Here is a 14,104-nt window from a genome sequence, read left to right on the forward strand (position 1 = left end):
TTGCGGCGGGAAGGGGCGTTAGGAAGCCTCGGTGGGTGTTTACTTCACGCGGGGCGTTTAGAGCGGAAGCGCCTTCTTGACGTCCTCGATAATGCCGTTGAGCAGCAGCGGGCCGCCGGTGGAGGTCCACTTGGAGCCCTCAACCAGGATGACGTGGTCATCCTTGACAGCCTTCAGGTTGGTGAAGCCGGAGGTTTCCTTCGCCTTCTTCAGTGCCTCTTCGGCGCCCTGCAGACCCGCGGTACCCTGTGCGTTCGGGTTCTGCTGGCTTGCGCCGCCGAGGGTGCCGAGGAACATGTAGTCCGCGTCGATGGTTGCCAGGTTCTCCAGGGAGACAGGCTCGGAGTGGCCCTGGCCGTTGCGGTCCTGCGCCTCGGGACGCTTGAGGCCCAGGTCGGTGAGCACCTGACCGGCGGGCAGCTCCTTCAGAATCAGGGCGGGGCCGTTGCCTGCCCAACGCACGATGGAGAAGGTCTTGTCACCGTACTTGGGTGCCAGCTGCTCCTTCAGGGTTGCGGCGCTTGACTCGTATGCCTTGATGACCTCTTCGCCCTTGTCAACCATGTTCATGGCGTTGGCGACGTTGCGGAAGTTGATGCGCCAGTCGCCGCCCGCGTAGCCGCAGTAGACCACGGGTGCGATCTTCTTGAGGGTTTCGTAGGCGTCGGAGCGCTTGTCCACGCCGGTGGAGTCAACCAGGATCAGGTCGGGCTCGAGGTTACCAATCTGCTCGTAGTTGACCTGCGCGACGGTGCCGATAATCTGCACGCCCTTGGCGCGGTCAGCAAGGTAGTTGGGTACGCCGGACTGGCCGCGGCCGGAGACGGAACCGACGGGGGTCACGCCGAGTGCGAGCAGGCCGTCGAGGGTGGGTTCGGAGAGGACGATAACCTTCTGCGGGTTGGCGGGAACTTCTACGTTCTCTTCGTCAATATCCTTGATGGTGCGGGTGCCGCCATTACCGGAGCCACCCGAGGTGGAACCGCCGGAAGTGGTGGTCGTGGTGGTCTCACTGCTGCAGGCCGCGAGGGCGAGGGCAGCCGAGGATGCGAGAGCCAGACCGAAGAAGGCGCGGCGGTTAACGCCCGATGCGCCGTGGTTCTCGGCGTCGGTCAGCTCGGATCGGTTGAAAGACATAGTTCCCCCTATAAATGACTAAACTATACCTAACCTTACAGATATCTGAGTGTTACATCAAGGCGGTTTCAGTTTGGCTTCTCTGACCGTCGCAATGCCCGGTTTTACCGCGGAATTCCGCGGGTTAACATATTTCACGCTTTGTCATAGTCTTGCTGACATTATGTCACTTAAAAGGGGTGGTTCTCCCCCGCCCCATACCCTCTCGGCGGTGACTTCACGTATGCGCCCGGGCACGCGCCCAGGCACACACAACACCCGGGCACGCACAAGCGCCCCGCCGCGGGGTTCGCAACGGGGCGAACTCCACGACAGGGCGTTGAGGTTTTATAGGTGCGAGGTTATAGATGCAGGGCACCGTGACCGGCGTACATCATTCCCCGCGTGCACCGCTAGTGGCCGCAACCGCAACCGGAACCGGCGCGCTGAACCGAGGCGGCCGCCGCACGCAGGGAGGCGATTGCCGCCTCCGGACCGCCGAGCGCCTCGTCCACACCGTACACCGAGCTGCCGGCAACGAAGCAGGTTGCGCCCGCCTCCGCGGCACGCAGGATGGTCTCCTCGGTGATGCCGCCGTCCACCTGCACGGTCACCGGCAGGTTCGCGCCCTCAATCGCCTTGGCGGCGCGGGCAATCTTCGGCAGGGTCACGTCCAGGAACGCTTGGCCGCCAAAGCCGGGCTCCACGGTCATAATCAGTAGCATGTCCAGCTCGCTGAGCATGTCCAGGTAGGGTTCGACGGCGGTTGCCGGGCGTAGCGCCATACCCGCCTTCGCACCCTCAGCGCGCAGGGTGCGCGCCAGCTTGATGGGGGCGATAGCCGCCTCCGCGTGGAAGGTCACCGACTCGCAACCCATGCTGGCATACTGAGGCGCCCAGCGGTCGGCATCCTCAATCATCAGGTGCACGTCGAACGGCACCGGGGATACCTCGCGCAAACGCTTGACCACGGGCGGGCCCCAGGTGAGGTTGGGGACGAAGTGGTTGTCCATCACGTCAATATGCGCGGCATCTGCGGTGGAGATGCGCTCCAGCTCGCGCTGCAGGTTCGCGAAATCCGCCGAAAGGATGGAGGGGTTAATGGCAATACCCATGTGTGTTGTCCTTAGGTTGCACTCCCCCGGCACCCGCTCGATTGAGCGGGGCACCGGGTGGATAAGAGGTTAGTTCTTGCGCAGCAGGGCGAGGAACATTGCGTCGGTTCCGTGCACGTGCGGCCACAGCTGTGCGGTGGTCGGGTTCTCCGCCGCCTTCACGGCAGGGGCACCCTTCTTGACCTTAATCTCGGGGGTGTGGCCGGGGTCCTTCTCCCCCGCCAGCACGCTCACGGGCTTGCCGTCCGCGCCTTCGGTGTGCAGAGCGACCTCGCGCAGCGCGGCAGCCGAGTCGAGCAGGCTGACCGCGCCGCTTTCGAGCACCTCGGCAACAATGTTCTGGGTTTCTGCCGCGTGCGGGGAGCAGGTCACGTAGGCAATCACGCCGCCGGGGCGGGTCGCCTCAATGGCTGCGTCCAGGAGCTGACGCTGCAGGGGCAGCAGCTCGGCAATATCGCGCGGGGACTTGCGCCAACGCGCCTCGGGGCGGCGGCGCAGAGCACCCAGGCCGGAGCAGGGCACATCGACCATCACACGGTCGAAAAGCTGACCGGGTTCAACGGACCCGGGCAGTGCGGAGGCGTTCTTGCGCAGAGTCTCACGAATCTGGCGGCCGTCACCGGTGAGCACCGTGTAGCTGTCCTCGGGCAGGGGGCGCATGGAGGATTCCACGAGCTGCGCGCGGTGCGGTGCCGCCTCGTTGGCGACCAGGGATGCGCCGCGCTGAACACCGATAGCGCCGAGCAGCGCCGCCTTACCGCCGGGGCCCGCGCACAGGTCGAGCCAGGCGGTGTCGGTGCCGTCCAGGGGTGCAGCGGCGAGCGCGCGTGCTACCAACTGGGAGCCGGCATCCTGGGCACGAACGGTGCCTTCACGCACCGATTCGAGGCGCGCCAAGTCGCCGGAGGCATACAGCGCCGAGCCCTCAACCAGCTCGCCGTCGACTGCTCCCTGTTCGCGTGCCTCGTCGAGGCTGCCCAGGCCGGGCAGTGCCACCAGGTTCACCACGGGGGCGAGATTGTCCGCCTCAAGCAGCTGCTCAATTTCGGTGGCGGGGCGACCGTGCGCGACGAGTGCCTGGCGCATGGAACGCACAATCCACCCGGGGTGTGAGGCGAGCAGCGCCATGCGCTCGGTGTCGTCCTTCGCGTCCTTGATGATGAGTTCGTACCACTCTTCGGGGGTGCGCTCAGAGACGCGGCGCAGCACCGCGTTGATGAAGCTCGCCGGGCCCGCACCAATCTTTTCGCGTGCCAGGGACACGCTCTGGTTCAGCGCCGCGTGGGCGGGAACGCGCATGTTCAGCAGCTGGTGCACGCCCATGCGTAGCACGATCAGGGTGGTGGTGCCGACCTTCTCAATGGGGCGGTCTACGCAGCGGCTGAGGATTGCGTCGTAGGTGCCCTGGTGGCGTAGCGTACCGTAGGTCAACTCGGTGGCGAAGCCTGCGTCGCGGTGGTCGAGGCGGTGGCTACGAATCGCCTTGGGCAGCACGAGGTTCGCGTAGGCGTCGGATTCCGCGACGGAACGCAGCACGTCGAAGACGGTTGCGCGTGCGGTGTCTGCGGTACGCGAGCGTGCGGAGGGTGCCGCCGCGGAGAATTCGCGGGCGGACATGGAGCGGCGGTTGCGTTCGTGGCCGCTCTTATTGCGCTGGGAGGTGCCGCCGCCACCGCGTTTGGTGTCATCGTGTTCGGTCTTGGCGCGGCGTGCGGCGCGTTCGACGCTGGTCAGGCCGTCAAAGCGGCGGCCGGTGCGCGATTCGTTGCGGGAGTTGTCATCCCACTTCTGCGGGCGGCCCTGCGAGCGCTGATTCTGGGTGCGCTGATTCTGGGTGCGCTGATTCTGGGTGCGCTGATTCTGGGTGCGCTGGTTCTGGTTCTGCTCACTCGCACCCGAGCCGGAGCGTCGGCGACGCTTACGCTTCGCACCGCCCTCGCCCTGACCGTTGCCCTGGCTGAACTTACCCTGGCCGCCGCCCTGACTGAACTTGCCGTTGCCGGGCTTGCCGTGTCCTCCCTTGTGGGGACGCTTTTCGTTGCTCATGCGAGTACCACCAGGCCTTCCGCCATGTCCTTGCCAGCGCCGCGAGCCCACGCGGGCGCATCCATCATTTTCTTACCGGCAGGCTGAACCTGCAGCAGCATCAGCGGTTCGGTACCGGTGCCGACCAGTACCTTCTTCGCGTGCAGACGCACCGCACCGGGTGCGAGGGGGCCGCCGTTCGCCTCGGTCAGGGACTGCACCAGGCGCTCGTCAGCAACCGCCAGGCCGCCAATCTTGAAGCGGTTTTCGCCCAGTTCGCACCATGCGCCGGGTTCGGGGGTCACGCCGCGGAAGCGCGCCAGGATCTGCTCGGCGGGTTCGGTCCAGGTAAGGCGGCCGTCGGCAATGCTCATCTTGGAGGCGTAGCTGACCGACTCGTCCTCGACCTGCACTGTGCCACTCTCACCGGCTTCGAGGCGTTCGAAGGTGCGTTCAAGCAGCGCGCCACCGCTGGTGGCGAGGCGCATGAGCACGCTGCCGGCGGTGTCGTCGGCGGCTACGGGGGTGGATTCCTGTTCGAAGGTGGGGCCGGTGTCCAGACCTTCTTCGAGCAGGAAGGTGGTGGAGAAAATTTCCTGCTCCCCGGCGATGAGGGCGCGCTGCACGGGGGCGGCGCCGCGCCATGCGGGCAGCTTGGAGAAGTGCAGGTTGACCCAGCCGTAGCGCAGGGATTCCAGAGCGGGCAGCGGCAGCAGCGCGCCGTAGGCGACCACGGCGGCCGCATCGGCATTCAGTTCGGCGATGGCCGCGGCAGCTTCGTCATTCCAGCGGTTAGCCTTCACGATGGGCAGGCCGAGCTCTTCGGCACGCTGCGCCACCGGGGAGGGGGTGAGCACGCGCTTGCGGCCCACGGGGGCGTCCTCGCGGGTGAGTACGCCGACCACGCGCACCTTATCGGAGTTCGCGAGGTAGTCGAGCGGGGGCACGGCAACGTCGGGGGTGCCTGCGTAAATAATGTTGAGCATGTGGACCTACTTTCCGAAGCTACCGAAGGAAGAACCAGCAGAACCGGCACCGAATGCGCCACCGCCGCCGAAGGCACCGCCCACGCGGGCAGCACGCTCGGTCACGGTCTTCGCGGCAACAGTGTTGTAGTCTGCGGCGCGCAGGGCACGCATGACGCGCTGGCGGTCTTCGCCCACGAGGCGGTCAATGAAGAGCTTGCCGTGCAGGTGGTCGGTTTCGTGCTGCAGCATGCGCGCGAACAGGCCCTCACCCTCCAGCACGAGGGGCTCGCCGTGGCGGTCTACGCCGGTCACGCGCGCCCAGTTCTTGCGCGGGGTCGCGGACTTCTGACCGGGCACGGACAGGCAGCCTTCGCCGCCTTCCTGGTCTTCTTCGCCGACCTCAAGCACGGGGTTGATGATGTAGCCTTCGCGGTCGTCAATGCCGCCGAAGGTGAAGATCTGCTTGGAGATGCCAACCTGCGGGCCCGCGAGGCCTACACCGCCCACGTCGTACATGGTTTCTAGCATGTCGTCGATGAGTCGTGCCAGGTCGTCGTCGAAGACGGTGATGGGGTCGCAGACGCTGCGGAGCACCGGGTCGCCCACGGTGCGGATGCTCAGGATGGTCATGGTTCTCCTCTGCCGGCGGGGTGCCGGGAATGTGCTTACGGATTTCTTTGTGGTGACAGAGCAGCGCTGGCGGGCTCTTCACAGCGGGCGCGCGGGCGCCGTTCTGCCTATTTGTTCTATTGTCGCCGATTCGGTAGCGCGAATCTAGAACGAATCGAGGCGCCGAGGTGAGGGCTGAGCCTCACCTCCCTGGGCTCACCTCCCTGGGCTCACCTCCGCAGGGGCTTGCAGCTTCTCCTCTATGCCCGCTACTCCCCTATGCCGCCCAGTCTTCTAGTCGGCGGGCGGGGGTGCTGGCCTGCGCTTCCGGCGGTGCTGGTCTATGCCACCGGCGGCGGTACTACGGGCATGAGCGCGGGGTCTTCAAATTCTTGAACCTGGCGGTCGAATTCCCAGACGCGGCGCAGCGCGCAGAACTTGTACCAGTTGCGTTCGAGCACGGCGGGGTTCGCCTGCTGCGGCAGTACCTGTGTTTCGCCGAGTGCTACGCCCATGAGGACGGGTGCGTCGCCGTATTTCCAGGGTTCCCAGGTGCCTTCGTCGGGGTCGACGATGGATTCTTCGGCTTTGAGCCCGGCGACGAGCTGCATGACGACTTTTTCGTCGAGTGCTTTGACGCGGCCGCGTTTGTCGGTGCCTTTGGTTTTGTAGTCAATGATGCAGGTTCGGCCCGCGATTTCTGCGACGAGGTCGAGCGTACCCGCGTAGCCGACGGTGTCGTTCCAGATGGTGACTTCGGCGGCGAGGGGGCGGGGTTTGAATGCTTCCCACCATTCGTCGAAGCGGTCGGCGTAGGCCTGTTCGCCGTTGAGGATGAGCTGTTCGCGGCTTTCGTCGAGGTTGTGTTCGCGGCCCATGGCGCGCAGGGCGACGGCTTCTGCGTAGTTGTGGACGCGGTCGCCTCGGGCGGCGGCTGCGTCGCGGTATCGTTCGGAGGCGCTGGCTGCGTCGCGGATGATGGCGAATTTGAGGCCGTGGGATCCGGTGGCACGGTAGGCTCGCTGGTCTTCGAGGGCGGCTTTGGCTGCCATGTACCCGTGCCAGCCGCTGAGGTCGCTGGCGTGCTGCCCGATGACGGTGGTGATGGAGGGGACGAGGAGTTCTCCTCCGCGTTTGCGGGAGTACATGCGTCCGTAGTCGGTGGCTGCGGCGAGTTCGGGTGTTGTCACGGGGTACCTCATTCTCGGGTGGTTGTGTCCGCTGCGGTGGACTGTTGCCGGTGGGTTTGACCCGGTGGGCATAATAAAACCCCCGTTCCTTGAAACGGGGGTTCTTTGGTGCGTGATACTGGGTTCGAACCAGTGACCTCTTCGGTGTGAACGAAGCGCGCTACCACTGCGCCAATCACGCTTACGGATAAGACTATACCGAGGCTTGGCGTGAAGGTCAAATTCTGCGCTCCCCTTTTTTTGTTCCTATTTTTATTCCCGCCGAGAAGCCACTTGTGTTTCGAGAAGCAACCAAAGTGGTGGCTTCTCGAAGCACTTGTGGCTTTTCGAGGAGTACGCGGCGGCACCATAGAATCTAAAAGGTTTTCTAACAGACGCAGACATAAACAAAAAAGCCTGGCTTCCGAAGAAACCAGGCTTTTTCCTAGTGTGACCCCAACCGGATGCGAACAGGTGACGGAGGGGCATGATACCGAGCGCGCGAGGGATTTCATCATGCCCCGGAGTGCCGCGACGTCAGGAGCGGGGCCGTGAGAGGCTCACGGCGGCACCCCAAAGCAAGAGGCAGCTAACGAATAAAGATATAAACAAAAAAGCTCCCCAGTCTTTCGACTGGAGAGCTTCTTTCCTAGTAGTGACCCCAACCGGATTTGAACCGGTGTTGCCGCCGTGAGAGGGCGGAGTACTAGGCCGCTATACGATGGGGCCGCAACCTCCATGTGGAGGTTAGCTGGGATACCAGGACTCGAACCTAGAACAAAGGAACCAGAAACCTTCGTGTTGCCAATTACACCATATCCCATTACTCTATTGAGTTACCGTTCCGTTCTTTGCCTTTCGGCTCATCACCGGAACGAGTAATAACTATACGGGTCTTTCTGGAGGCATGCAAGCCGAAATCTAGAGAGCCGCCTCACATTCATGGTTTCATGCCCGCTACTCCCGCGGAATTCCGGGGTTTTTGGGGTTAAAAAGTTTTTTAAATTTCTTTAAAAAGAGGGTTTTGGGGCTGATTTTCACCCCTCAAAGCAGTCTCAGGAGGCCCCGGAGAGCAGTTTCAGCCGCTCCCCCCGCACGCTTTGCACCCTAAATTTTTTGAAGATTTTTCTTCCCGCCCTGTCTCCCGAGTAGCAAACTTGCCAAAGCAGTCACTCCGGAAAAAGATCGCAAGACTCCTACCCAGCACCCTCACCTCCGAAGGGTAATAACTTCTGGAGACAACGAAAAAGCCCCGAGGCGAACCTCGGGGCTTCAGTGGAGCGGTTGACGAGACTTGAACTCGCGACATCCACCTTGGCAAGGTGGTGCTCTACCAACTGAGCTACAACCGCATGTTTCGCTTTGAACTTTTCAGTTCGTCGCAACAACAGGTACTACTATACGAGGCTTTGCCGGGGTGTGCAAACCAAATTCTTGCCACACTCCCCCAAATAGAACCAGATTCAACGCCACAAAATACACTGACTAGCAGTTTTACAAGAAATACCCATCACAAAAAATATTTTAAAATGAACGAAAAGTCCCCTTATCCGCCGGGTTTCTTCAGACTTTTCAGTCGTCTGATTCCCGTTGGATAAGGGGATTCTCTAGAGCTTAGTCGCTGCTACCGCCGGAGTCGCCTCCGCCAGAATCGCCGCCACTGAAGTCGGAGCTGCTGTAGTCCGAACTGCTGTAATCGGAGCTGGAGCTTCCGGCGTCGAAGTCGCCCGCGTCCGGGTCGGGGCCCGGATCCACGAAGTCGTCTTCGTCGTCCTCTTCACGCGAAGAGTCCGAAGAATCTGAAGTGTCTACGCCGTCAGAGGAGCTGCTGACGTCGCCACCGCGGGCGTGCCGTGCCTGAGCTTCTTGAGCGTTCAGGGCGGCGCGCGCCTCGAAGTAGGCGGTCACATACCCGAAGGCAGCCGCAACAACAACAGCGACCACCATCAAGACGGACTTGTCCATGTTGGCGATGTACAGAATCAGCCAGATAATGCAGGCGTTGGTGAGCGCCATGAGGGTGCCCTTGAGCAGCGCCTTGCCGATGATGGATTGGTTATTCGACCGACTCATGGTTAGCCCAGTTCAGCGGCCAGCTTGCGCAGGCGTGCGAGGGAGGAGTCCTTGCCCAGGATTTCCATGGATTCGAACAGCGGCGGGGAGATGCGCTCACCGGACACTGCGATGCGCACGGGGCCGAATGCGAGGCGCGGCTTGATTTCTAGGCCGTCGACGATTGCGGCGCGCAGGGCTGCCTCAATGTTGGCTGCGGTGAAGTCCTCGAGGGGCTCCAGGGCCTCGATAGCGGCGGCAAGAACCTGCGGTGCGGATTCCTTGAGTTGCTTGCGTGCGTCGTCAGCCACGGTAATCTCGTCGTCGCTCTTGAAGAGGAATGCGAGCAGGCCGGGTGCTTCGCCGAGCAGCTGCATACGTTCCTGAACGAGGGGTGCAGCTTCGGTGAGGATCTGCTCTTCGCGCTCGGTGAGGGTTTCGCCGAGTACGCCTGCAGCCTGCAGGTACGGGATGAGGCGGTCGCGGAAGTCCTTGGGGTCGAGCGCACGGATGTGGTCGCCGTTGATGGACTCTGCCTTCTTTACGTCGAAGCGTGCGGGGTTGGCGACAACGTCGTGTACGTCGAAGTGCTCGACGAGCTCGTCGATGCTGAAGACGTCCTGGTCTGCGGAGAGGGACCAGCCCAGCAGGGACAGGTAGTTCAGCAGGCCTTCCTTGATGAAGCCGGAGTCGCGCAGCAGGAAGAGGTTCGACTCGGGGTCGCGCTTGGAGAGCTTCTTGTTGCCCTGGCCCATAACGTAGGGCAGGTGGCCGAATTCGGGGATGAAGGTGGTCACGCCGGTGTCGATGAGTGCGCGGTAGAGCGCAATCTGACGCGGGGTGGAGGAGAGCAGGTCCTCGCCGCGCAGCACGTGGGTGATGCCCATGAGTGCGTCGTCGACGGGGTTCACGAAGGTGTACAGCGGGTCGCCGTTGGAGCGCACAACCACGTAGTCGGGCACGGTGCCAGCCTTGAAGGTGATTTCACCACGGACCAGGTCGTTGAAGGTGATGTCCTCGTCGGGCATGCGCAGACGCCACACGGGCTTGCGGCCCTCGGCGCGGTAGGCTTCCTTCTGCTCTTCGGTCAGGTTACGGTCGTAGTTGTCGTAGCCGAGCTGCGGGTCCTGACCGGCTGCCTTGCGGCGCTCCTTCACCTCGTCGGGGGTGGAGAAGTCTTCGTACACGTAGCCGCCCTCAACGAGCTTCTGGAAAATCTCGTTGTAGATGCCTGCGGTCTTACGCTCGGACTGGCGGTAGGGCTCGTGAGGGCCGCCGACGCCAACGCCTTCGTCCCAGTTGATACCGAGCCAGTGCAGGGATTCGAGCACCTGGTTGAACGACTCCTCGGAGTCGCGTGCCGCGTCGGTGTCTTCGATGCGGAAGATCAGCTTGCCGCCGGTGTGGCGTGCGTATGCCCAGTTGAAGAGGGCGGTGCGGACCATGCCCACGTGCGGGGTGCCGGTGGGCGAGGGGCAGAAGCGCACGCGGGTGTCTGCGGGGCTGTTGAGTACGGGACCGTGGTATTCGGTCATGATGTCTCCTTGACGGTGTGTTTCAGGATGTACGTTACGTTGTGGGGCGCGGGCGGTTAGTCGCGCACGCGGGTGACAAGGGAGCCGATGCCTTCGACTTCGACCTCTACTTCGTTGCCGTCGCGCAGTACGCTGATGCCGGCGGGGGTGCCGGTGAGCAGTACGTCGCCGGGCAGCAGGGTGAAGATTTCGGAGGCTGCGGCCACCTGTTCGGCCACGGAGTAGTGCATCTCGGAGGTGTTGCCCTCCTGCACGACGTCGCCGTCGACCCAGGTGGTGATGTTCAGCGAGTCGGTGTCCAGGTCGGTTTCAATCCAGGGGCCGAGCGGGGTGGAGCCGTCAAAGCCCTTCGCGCGGGTCCACTGGCGGTCTTCGAGCAGGTCGCGGGCGGTGAGGTCGTTTGCCACGGTGTAGCCGAAGATGACCTCGTGCACGCGCTCGAGCGGCACGGACTTGGCGATACGACCGATAATGACGGCGAGTTCACCTTCTGCGCTGACGGCTTCGGAGTACTCGGGCAGGGTCACGGGGTCGCCGGGGCCAATCACGGTGGTGTTGGGCTTGAGGAAGAACTGCGGGGAGGCGGGCGCCTCGGTTCCAGCCCAGTTTGCGATCGCTCCAATCACCTTGGAGCGGGGAATAATCGGGGCGAGCAGGCGCACCTGGTCGATGGGGTAGGTGGTGCCGGTCGGTTCGATGCCCGAGTAGAAGGGGTCGCCGGCGAGTACGCGCAGGGTTTCTTCGCCTGCGTCGCCTTCTACCAGCCCGAAGTGGAGCTCATTATTTACGGTAAATCGTGCAATACGCATACTTTCTAGGGTACCAGCCTTCGAGGGTGTGGGCGGCGGGGGTGCGACTCCCCTCCCCTACAGCATTACCGGGCACAGCGAATCCCCGCGGGTGTGCGTTCCGGGTGGGAGCGCATTCTGCGGGGATTTCGCGGGTTACGTTAGATTCACGTTTTAGATGAGGCGGGTCATCCAGCCGTGGCGGTCCTCAACGGTGCCGAGCTGAATGCCGACGAGCTCTTCGCGCAGGCTCTTGGAGATTTCGCCGAAGTGCTCGGTGGGTGCCGGGATTTCGAAGTCTTCTGCCTTGAGCTTGCCGATGGGGGCGACCACTGCTGCGGTGCCGCAGGCGAAGATTTCGGTGATGTCGCCGTTTGCTACGCCTTCACGCCATTCGCTGAGGGTGATTGCGCGCTCTTCGACGGTCATGCCGCGGTCCTTGGCGAGCTGAATCAGCGAGGAGCGGGTCACGCCTTCCAGGATGGTGCCGGTCAGTTCGGGGGTGACGATCTTGTTTTCCTTGCCGAAGATGAAGAACACGTTCATGCCGCCGAGCTCTTCAATGGCGTCGCCGCGGTGCGGGTCCTTGAAAATAACCTGCTTGCAACCGTGCTTCTCACCCTCGGTCTGGGCAATCATGGATGCTGCGTAGTTACCGCCGCACTTTGCCGCACCGGTGCCGCCTTCGCCTGCGCGGGCGTAGGTGGTGGAGAGCCAGATGTCCACGGGCTCGGGGGTGCCGAAGTAGTTACCTGCGGGCGAGCCAATCACGTGGTACTGCACGTGGCGTGCGGGGCGAACACCCAGGAACGCCTCGGTTGCGATCATGAAGGGGCGGAAGTAGAAGGCCTCACCGTCGCCGGTGGGTACCCATGCTTCGTCTGCCTTGATGAGCTCGCGCAGGGATTCGATGAAGGTCTCTTCGGGCAGTTCGGGCAGGGAGAGGCGGCGTGCGGAGTTCGCGAAACGTGCCGCGTTCTTTTCGGGGCGGAAGGTCCACACGGAGCCGTCAGCGTGACGGTAGCCCTTGATGCCTTCGAAGATTTCCTGGCCGTAGTGGAAGACGGATGCTGCGGGGTCGAGGACGAGCGGGCCGTAGGGGCGAACTCGTGCGTCGTACCAGGTGCCACCGGTCTTGTAGTCGCCTTCCCAGTCGATGGTGACCATGTGGTCGGTGAAGTAGTCACCGAAGCCGGGGTTTGCAAGGATTTCGGCGCGGCGTTCGGCGGAGGCGGGTGACTGGTTTGCTTCGTGGCTGAATTCGATGGCCATCGTTCTGCGTTCCTCTTTGTCTAGTTGCTTGTGCAGGCGTTCTTTGATTCGCGGTTCTCGCGTCGGGGCGTAGAACCGGTGTGTGCCGCCGGGCGCGTTGTCGTGCGGGGCAGATGGTGCATCTAGCGGTCTGTGCTAGTCGGATGCATTGCAGTGAGTGGTGGAGGGTGTCCACCGCCGAGGTGCCGGGCGGGTGTGCCTGACCTGTTTAGAGTACCGGAAAGATGAGTTTGCCGCATGCGCACCTTTTCCCTCATTCAGGATGTGAACAGGTGAAGCCCGGAAGGTGTGTTCCTTCCGGGCTTCCCTAGCGTTTCAGCGCTCACGCTGTCATGCGCGAATCTTAGTCGCGCGAGCTTTAGCCTGGTGAATATTAACCCAGGCGTGCGAGCACGTCCGCGCCGACCTGGTCGGTTCCGCGCACGATGGCGCCGTTTTCGCGCATATCCGCCTCGACGGCGTCCTCAATGCGGGCTGCGGCTGCATCGTGGCCGAGGTGGCGCAGCAGCATGGCACCGGCGAGGATTGCGGCGGTGGGGTTTGCCTTGTTCTGGCCGGCGATGTCCGGTGCGGAGCCGTGTACGGGCTCGAACATGGAGGGGAACTCGCCAACAGCGTTGATGTTGCCGCTTGCCGCGTAGCCGATACCGCCGGTCACTGCACCTGCGAGGTCGGTGATGATGTCGCCGAAGAGGTTGTCGGTAACGATTACGTCGAAGCGGGCGGGGTCGGTGACCATGAAGATGGTGGTCGCGTCAATGTGCAGGTAGTCGGTCTCGACCTCGGGGAATTCCTTCGCGATTTCGCTGAAGTAGCGGTTGTAGAGGCGGCCAGCGTGGGTGAGCACGTTGGTCTTGTGCACGAGGGTGACCTTCTTGCGGCGGGTGGCGGCAAGCTCGAAAGCGTAGCGGACCAGGCGCTCCACGCCGTGCGCGGTGTTGAGGGAGACCTCGGTGGCGATTTCGTGCGGGGTGCCCTGGCGAATCACGCCGCCGTTGCCGATGTAGGGGCCTTCGGTGCCTTCACGTACGACGACGAAGTCGATGTTGCCGGGGTTGGCGAGCGGGGAGACTGCGCCGGGGTACAGGCGGGAGGGGCGCAGGTTGATGTAGTGGTCGAAGGCGAAGCGCAGCTTCAGGAGCATTTCGCGTTCGATGAGGCCGGAGGGAATCTGACCGCTGCGGGGGTCTGCACCGATGGCGCCGAAGAGGATCGCGTCGTGCTGCTTGAGGGCGTCCATGGTGGAGTCGGGCAGGGTTTCACCGGTTTCCAGCCAGTGCTCGGCGCCGAGCTTGTAGTGGGTGGGGGTTACGGTGATGTTTTCGAGCTCGCAGGCGCGGGTGAGGATGCGCTGGGCTTCGGTAATGATTTCGGGGCCGATGCCGTCGCCGGGGATGACGGCGAGGTCGATGCTACGTGCTTCAGTCATGCCTCTACCGTAATACGCGCCGCGGG

Annotated in this window: 11 protein-coding genes and 4 tRNA genes; all 15 read right to left on the bottom strand. The window is 63.2% G+C overall.

Annotated features, from left to right (window positions below):
- Nucleotides 1-57 precede the first annotated feature (57 nt).
- The 15 genes from AB8E48_RS00265 to AB8E48_RS00335 all read right to left on the bottom strand — a co-directional run bounded on the left by AB8E48_RS00265 (nucleotide 58) and on the right by AB8E48_RS00335 (nucleotide 14,078).
- Nucleotides 58-1,137: an ABC transporter substrate-binding protein gene (locus AB8E48_RS00265; RefSeq protein ID WP_368885354.1), complete on the bottom strand. Its 1,080-nt coding sequence runs from the start codon at nucleotides 1,135-1,137 to the stop codon at nucleotides 58-60.
- Nucleotides 1,138-1,529: 392 nt separating this feature from the next.
- Nucleotides 1,530-2,231: a ribulose-phosphate 3-epimerase gene (rpe, locus tag AB8E48_RS00270; RefSeq protein ID WP_368885355.1), complete on the bottom strand. Its 702-nt coding sequence runs from the start codon at nucleotides 2,229-2,231 to the stop codon at nucleotides 1,530-1,532.
- A 69-nt stretch (nucleotides 2,232-2,300) separates the two neighbouring features.
- Nucleotides 2,301-4,277: an RsmB/NOP family class I SAM-dependent RNA methyltransferase gene (locus AB8E48_RS00275; RefSeq protein ID WP_368885356.1), complete on the bottom strand. Its 1,977-nt coding sequence runs from the start codon at nucleotides 4,275-4,277 to the stop codon at nucleotides 2,301-2,303.
- On the bottom strand, nucleotides 4,274-5,242 hold the full coding sequence (gene fmt, locus AB8E48_RS00280) for a methionyl-tRNA formyltransferase (RefSeq protein WP_368885357.1): 969 nt from the start codon (nucleotides 5,240-5,242) through the stop codon (nucleotides 4,274-4,276). Before fmt ends, AB8E48_RS00275 begins: the two co-directional genes overlap by 4 nt.
- A gap of 6 nt (nucleotides 5,243-5,248) precedes the next feature.
- On the bottom strand, nucleotides 5,249-5,854 hold the full coding sequence (def, locus tag AB8E48_RS00285) for a peptide deformylase (RefSeq protein WP_303950780.1): 606 nt from the start codon (nucleotides 5,852-5,854) through the stop codon (nucleotides 5,249-5,251).
- 320 nt (nucleotides 5,855-6,174) lie between these two features.
- Entirely contained in the window at nucleotides 6,175-7,023 is an 849-nt protein-coding gene (locus AB8E48_RS00290) for a cytochrome (protein ID WP_368885358.1), read from the bottom strand.
- Nucleotides 7,024-7,129: 106 nt separating this feature from the next.
- Nucleotides 7,130-7,204, bottom strand: a tRNA-Val gene (locus tag AB8E48_RS00295).
- 454 nt (nucleotides 7,205-7,658) lie between these two features.
- Nucleotides 7,659-7,731 (bottom strand) — tRNA-Glu (locus tag AB8E48_RS00300).
- A 22-nt stretch (nucleotides 7,732-7,753) separates the two neighbouring features.
- Nucleotides 7,754-7,825, bottom strand: a tRNA-Gln gene (locus tag AB8E48_RS00305).
- A 453-nt stretch (nucleotides 7,826-8,278) separates the two neighbouring features.
- A tRNA-Gly gene (locus tag AB8E48_RS00310) sits at nucleotides 8,279-8,354 on the bottom strand.
- 262 nt (nucleotides 8,355-8,616) lie between these two features.
- On the bottom strand, nucleotides 8,617-9,075 hold the full coding sequence (locus AB8E48_RS00315; protein ID WP_368885359.1) for a hypothetical protein: 459 nt from the start codon (nucleotides 9,073-9,075) through the stop codon (nucleotides 8,617-8,619).
- A 2-nt stretch (nucleotides 9,076-9,077) separates the two neighbouring features.
- Nucleotides 9,078-10,589 carry a glutamate--tRNA ligase gene (gene gltX, locus AB8E48_RS00320; RefSeq protein ID WP_368885360.1) on the bottom strand — a complete coding sequence of 504 codons (1,512 nt, stop codon included), beginning with the start codon at nucleotides 10,587-10,589 and terminating at the stop codon, nucleotides 9,078-9,080.
- Nucleotides 10,590-10,645: 56 nt separating this feature from the next.
- Nucleotides 10,646-11,398, bottom strand: coding sequence for a fumarylacetoacetate hydrolase family protein (locus tag AB8E48_RS00325; RefSeq protein ID WP_005507404.1), 753 nt, complete (start codon nucleotides 11,396-11,398; stop codon nucleotides 10,646-10,648).
- A 153-nt stretch (nucleotides 11,399-11,551) separates the two neighbouring features.
- Complete coding sequence (locus AB8E48_RS00330) at nucleotides 11,552-12,649, bottom strand: branched-chain amino acid aminotransferase (protein ID WP_368885361.1); 1,098 nt, start codon at nucleotides 12,647-12,649, stop codon at nucleotides 11,552-11,554.
- A gap of 373 nt (nucleotides 12,650-13,022) precedes the next feature.
- Entirely contained in the window at nucleotides 13,023-14,078 is a 1,056-nt protein-coding gene (locus AB8E48_RS00335) for a 3-isopropylmalate dehydrogenase (protein WP_368885362.1), read from the bottom strand.
- Nucleotides 14,079-14,104 lie beyond the last annotated feature (26 nt).

The organism is Rothia mucilaginosa (assembly GCF_964211445.1).
GTDB classification, from domain to species: Bacteria; Actinomycetota; Actinomycetes; order Actinomycetales; family Micrococcaceae; genus Rothia; species Rothia mucilaginosa_E.

Coding starts and splice junctions, on each gene's coding strand:
- fmt (WP_368885357.1), bottom strand. CDS start 5,242: ATGCTCAACATTATTTACGCAGGCACCCCCGACGTTGCCGTGCCCCCG.
- AB8E48_RS00325 (WP_005507404.1), bottom strand. CDS start 11,398: ATGCGTATTGCACGATTTACCGTAAATAATGAGCTCCACTTCGGGCTG.
- AB8E48_RS00275 (WP_368885356.1), bottom strand. CDS start 4,277: ATGAGCAACGAAAAGCGTCCCCACAAGGGAGGACACGGCAAGCCCGGC.
- AB8E48_RS00265 (WP_368885354.1), bottom strand. CDS start 1,137: ATGTCTTTCAACCGATCCGAGCTGACCGACGCCGAGAACCACGGCGCA.
- def (WP_303950780.1), bottom strand. CDS start 5,854: ATGACCATCCTGAGCATCCGCACCGTGGGCGACCCGGTGCTCCGCAGC.
- AB8E48_RS00335 (WP_368885362.1), bottom strand. CDS start 14,078: ATGACTGAAGCACGTAGCATCGACCTCGCCGTCATCCCCGGCGACGGC.
- rpe (WP_368885355.1), bottom strand. CDS start 2,231: ATGGGTATTGCCATTAACCCCTCCATCCTTTCGGCGGATTTCGCGAAC.
- gltX (WP_368885360.1), bottom strand. CDS start 10,589: ATGACCGAATACCACGGTCCCGTACTCAACAGCCCCGCAGACACCCGC.
- AB8E48_RS00330 (WP_368885361.1), bottom strand. CDS start 12,649: ATGGCCATCGAATTCAGCCACGAAGCAAACCAGTCACCCGCCTCCGCC.
- AB8E48_RS00315 (WP_368885359.1), bottom strand. CDS start 9,075: ATGAGTCGGTCGAATAACCAATCCATCATCGGCAAGGCGCTGCTCAAG.